Genomic DNA, 4,670 nt, shown 5'->3' on the forward strand with positions numbered 1-4,670 from the left:
GGCCCGCGCGGGGCGGGGGCACATTGGAGAAACGGGGGTCGGCGAGGACCTCCCGTGCCCGGTCGTAGCCGGTGACGAGCCAGGCGTGCGTGCCGTTGGCGAGGTCCACCCGCGCCACGGGGCCCCGGGCGCGCAGCCGCGCGTAGTACGGGTACGGGTCGCGTGCGAAGCCGGGGTCCGCGGGGTTCAGGGTTTCGGGCACCCGCCCATCCTCACCGATCACGGTGCGTTCCCGGCCCCGGGGCCTTGTCAGCGCTGTGGGGGCCCGCCTGTGCGGTTCCTACAAAGCGCCGGTTTCCGTAAAGCGCCTACGGGGACACGGCCGGGGTGCGGCTCGCCGTGCGGCCCAGCCGGGCGGCGGCCCGGGCGAAGGCGGCCGCGTCGTGGACGGCGGCGCCGCCGGGGTCGTTGTTGAAGTAGCAGTACACGGCGGCCCGGTCGGGCCAGGCGTCGGCGATCCGCCCGGCCCAGCTCGCCAGCGCCTGGGCGCCGTAGCGGGGCCACGGCTTCGCCGCGCCGCAGTGGAACCGTACGTACCCCCAGTCCGCCGTGCGCCACAGCGGGGTCACGGGCCGCGAGTCGTGGTCCGCCCAGCACAGCGCCGCGCCGCGGTCCTTCAGCACGGCGTGGACGTCGTCCGTCCACCAGCTGTCGTGCCGGGGCTCGACGGCCACGCGCGTGCCCGCCGGGAAGCAGCCGAGCACGGTGTCCAGGGCGGCGGCGTCGCCCTTGAGCGTGGGCGGGAGCTGGAGCAGCACGGGCCCCAGCCGGTCCCCCAGCCCGGCGGCGTGCCGCATCAGCCGGTCCACGGGTTCCTCCGGGTCGTGCAGCCGCTTGATGTGGGTGAGGTAGCGGCTGGCCTTGACGGCCATGACGAACCCTTCGGGGACGCGGTCGCGCCAGTCCGCGAAGGTCTCCGGCGTGGGGAGCCGGTAGAAGGCGTTGTTGTTCTCGACGGTGGCGAAATGCCCCGCGTACTCCTCCAGCCACAGCCGTTGCGGTACGTCGGCGGGGTAGAGGTCGCCGCGCCAGTCCTTGTACTGCCATCCCGAGGTTCCGACGAGGAGGGGCATGGGTGATCCCTGCCCCGGGACGGCGCGCGTAGTTCACTGGTCTGCGTGGAGTGCCTCTTTTGCGCGATCGTGGCCGGCGAGGCGGACGGGCACCGGGTCTTCGCGGACGGGACGGCGGTGGCGTTCCTCGACGCCCGTCCGCTCTTCCCCGGCCATGTGCTCGTGGTGCCCCGGCGGCACGCCGAGACGCTCGCCGATCTGCGGCCGGAGGAGATCGGCCCGTTCTTCGCCCGCGTCCAGCGGATCGCGGGCGCGGTGGAGCGCGGGATGGGGGCCGCCGGGTCGTTCGTGGCCGCGAACAACCGGGTCAGCCAGTCCGTGCCGCACTTCCATGTGCACGTGGTGCCGCGCAATCGCAAGGACGGGCTGCGCGGCTTCTTCTGGCCGCGCGGGCGCTACGCGTCGGAGGGCGAGGCGGCGGAGGTGGCGGCCCGCGTCCGGGCGGCCCTGGAGGACCGGGCGGCGGAGGACTAGACCTCAGCGGGCGTGGCGTGGACTATCACCCCTGATCCGGTCATATTGGGATTACGGCATGGAGGTGTACCCATGCGATTCGATGACCGAGTGGACGCGGGCCGGCGCCTCGCCGCCCGGCTGGAGGACTTCCGCGACGACGGCCCGGTGGTGCTGGGCCTGCCGCGCGGCGGGGTCCCGGTCGCCTTCGAGGTCGCGCACGCGCTCGGTGCCCCGCTGGATGTCATCCTCGTCCGGAAGCTCGGCGTCCCCTACCACCGGGAGCTGGGGTTCGGCGCGATCGGCGAGGGCGGGATACGGGTCATCTCCGAGGACATCATGCGGATGAGCCGGGTCGACGAGGACGACCTCGCCGAGGTGCAGCGCGCCGAGGAGGCGGAGCTGGCCCGGCAGGCGGAGCGCTTCCGGGGCGGGCGGCCGAGGATCCCGCTGGCGGGCCGGACCGTGATCGTGGTCGACGACGGCATCGCCACCGGCGCCTCCGCGTCGGCCGCCTGCCGGGTGGCCAGGGCCGAGGGGGCGGCCAGGGTCGTGCTCGCCGTGCCCGTCGCGCCCCCGGACGCGGCCGAGCGGATCGGCCCGGAGGCGGACGAGCTGGTCTGTCTGAGCACGCCGCCGCTCTTCTCCGCCGTGGGCGAGTGGTACCGCGACTTCTCCCAGACCGCCGACGAGGAGGTCGTCGACCTGCTGCGCAGGAGCGCCCGGGAGACCGGCAGGGGCGGCGACGAGAGCGGCGGGGACTGCCCGGCCCGTACCGGCCCCGTAGAGCTGCCGGTGGAGGGCGGGCGCGTCCGTCTCCCCGGTGACCTGGACCTTCCCGCCGGGGCGCCCGGCGTCGTCGTCTTCGCCCACGGCAGCGGCAGCAGCCGCTTCAGCCCCCGCAACCGCGCGGTGGCCGCGGCGCTGGGCGGGGCGGGGCTGGGCACGCTCCTGTTCGACCTCCTCACCCCGGAGGAGGAGGCCGACCGGGCGAACGTCTTCGCCGTCGGGCCGCTGGCCCACCGGCTGACCGAGGTGACCCGCTGGCTGCGGCGCCACGTGGCCCTGCCCGTCTGCTACTTCGGCGCGAGCACGGGCGCGGCGGCCGCCCTGCTGGCCGCCGCCGACGCGGCGGAGGAGCACGCGCGGGGCGAGGGCGAGGACATCACGGCCGTGGTGTCCCGGGGCGGCCGCCCCGACCTGGCCGGGGACGACCGGCTGGCCGAGGTCACCGCGCCGACCCTGCTCGTCGTCGGCGGCCGCGACGAGACGGTCCTCGACCTCAACCGGCAGGCGGCGGCCGCGCTCCGCTGCGAGAACCGCCTGGCTGTCGTGCCGGGCGCCACCCATCTCTTCGAGGAGCCCGGAACCCTGGACGCCGTCGCGGACCTCGCCTGCGCGTGGTTCACCGGGCATCTGGCCCCGCCGCCCGCCCCGGCGGGCTGAATCATCGTCATACGGCAGGTGAGCACCATGGAGAAGATCGTCGACTGCGTCGTCGACATGCAGTTCCGGGAGATCGACGCCACCACCCAGGCGGATGTCCGGCTCCGGCTGCACGACGGCTCCAGGCTGAGCGCCCAGGGCATCGCCAACCGCAATCCGGACGACCGCCGCCAGCAGCGCGTCGGCGAGGAGGTCGCGGCCGCCCGGGCTCTCAACAACCTCGCCGAGCAGTTGCTGAGCAAGGCCAGTGACGACATCAGGGAGGTCATGCACGAGGACGCGCAGCTGACGCGCTGAACACGCGCTGAACACCCACGACGGGCGTCGGCGCGACCACCGGTGAGACCGAGGAGCGACCATGCTGCCGCACACAGCCGACTGGGAGGTCCGCCTCCACCTCTTCGAGGACGACGGAAAGACGACGGCGCGAGCGGTCCTGGAGACGGGCACGTCCTCCGTGACCGGCACGGGCACCGCCCAGTGCGCCCCCGGCGACCAGGACGTACCGGAGATCGGCGACGAGTTCGCCGCGGCCCGCGCCCTGCGCGACCTCGGCGGCAAGCTCCTGCGGACGGCGGAGCGGGACGTGGAGGCCAGGGGCGCCGCACCCTCCCCCAGGGAGTCGACGCCGTACGGCTGGACGATGTGAGGGGGGCGGTTATTTGAAGGCGCCCCCGCCCTCGACGAAGAACTTGAGGATGGTCAGCACCGCGACCACCTGCATCAGGATGTAGGCCACCTGCGCGGAGAAGCCTCGGATCTGGTAGATGGACAGCAACAGCCCCACGCGGTTGGGCCAGAAGCGCCGTTCTGAACGGAAGGTGTCGGCGTCCATGGCCAGGCTGGTGAGGGTGAGCACGAGGAGCATGAAGGAGACGGCGACGGCGACGTTGCCGAAGTCCTGGTCGGTGATCAGGTTGCCGAGGACACCCAGGCCGATGAGCAAGGTGTAGGCGAGGGCCAGGCTCAGGGCCCGGGCGGGACCCCGGCGGCCCGGCAGCAGACGCCAGAGCGCCCCGAGGACGAGCCCCGCGCCGGCCCACACGAGCTCCCAGTAGACGAATCTCCAGACCACGTCGGGAGCGCCGAAGAAGTACATCCCCCAGCGCATCCACTGGTCCTGGGGGCCGTAGAACAGCCAGACGAGGAGGACGCTGCCGGGGAGGCCGAAGGTGGCCGCCAGAACGGCGGAATGGCGGGCGTTGTCCCACCACTTGGCGTGCGGCCCCCAGCTCAGGGCGACGTCGACGACGGTGACGTGGGACGGCAGCAGGAACCGTGCGACACCGCCGCCGCTGCCGGTCCTCGGCCTCCAGCGGTGGAGCCCGCTCAGCTCCTTCTCGATCGCGTGCCGGCGCAGGGCCGCGTCGGCTCCTCCCTGGTCCCCGGCGCGCAGGGCGGCGGTCAGCTCACGGAACCGGCGGGCGCGGGCGATGAGGTGACTGCGTTCGGCCTCGGTGATGGTCTCGCACAGCTGCGGAGAGCCGTCGCCGCAACCCTCGAAGTGCTGAGCGAGCACCGAGCGGCGCCGTCCGACGGCGAGCAGTCCGTAGAGCGCGGCGATGCCGAGCAGGAACCAGAGGGGGGTGAAGGCCTGGATCCCGGCGTAGGAGCCCTGGCGCCAGACGACCACGATGGCGAAGAACACCGCGAGCAGAAGACGGTCCAGGGGGCCGGGGCTGGCGTAGGGGACGGCGG

General features: G+C 73.7%; 6 protein-coding genes and 1 pseudogene. 4 read left to right on the top strand and 3 right to left on the bottom strand.

All coding sequences use genetic code 11. The features are described 5' to 3' along the window. A pseudogene (locus tag K6I33_RS32050) lies at positions 1-202 on the bottom strand (cytochrome P450); the annotation flags it as partial. A gap of 106 nt (positions 203-308) precedes the next feature. Continuing rightward, on the bottom strand, positions 309-1,073 hold the full coding sequence (locus K6I33_RS32055; protein WP_229358061.1) for a DUF72 domain-containing protein: 765 nt from the start codon (positions 1,071-1,073) through the stop codon (positions 309-311). Positions 1,074-1,118: 45 nt separating this feature from the next. Here K6I33_RS32055 and K6I33_RS32060 point away from each other — a divergent pair, with 45 nt between their 5' ends. The 4 genes from K6I33_RS32060 (at position 1,119) to K6I33_RS32075 (ending at position 3,621) form a co-directional block, all read left to right on the top strand. After that, the gene (locus tag K6I33_RS32060; protein ID WP_229358062.1) at positions 1,119-1,547 is read left to right on the top strand and encodes an HIT family protein; all 429 of its coding nucleotides are present in this window, start codon (positions 1,119-1,121) and stop codon (positions 1,545-1,547) included. Between the two features lie 72 nt (positions 1,548-1,619). Beyond that, entirely contained in the window at positions 1,620-2,972 is a 1,353-nt protein-coding gene (locus tag K6I33_RS32065) for a phosphoribosyltransferase family protein (protein WP_229358063.1), read from the top strand. 27 nt (positions 2,973-2,999) lie between these two features. Further along, positions 3,000-3,269 (top strand): dsRBD fold-containing protein, encoded by a 270-nt coding sequence (locus K6I33_RS32070; protein WP_229358064.1) that lies wholly within the window; start codon positions 3,000-3,002, stop codon positions 3,267-3,269. Between the two features lie 61 nt (positions 3,270-3,330). Further along, positions 3,331-3,621, top strand: a complete 291-nt coding sequence (locus K6I33_RS32075; protein WP_374286372.1) for a DUF1876 domain-containing protein — start codon at positions 3,331-3,333, stop codon at positions 3,619-3,621. 9 nt (positions 3,622-3,630) lie between these two features. Here the strand turns inward: K6I33_RS32075 and K6I33_RS32080 are convergent. Further along, on the bottom strand, positions 3,631-4,670 hold a 1,040-nt coding region (locus K6I33_RS32080), incomplete at its 5' end, for a DUF6185 family protein (protein ID WP_229358066.1).

It is taken from the genome of Streptomyces sp. UNOB3_S3 (genome assembly GCF_020740895.1).
GTDB lineage: Bacteria > Actinomycetota > Actinomycetes > Streptomycetales > Streptomycetaceae > Streptomyces.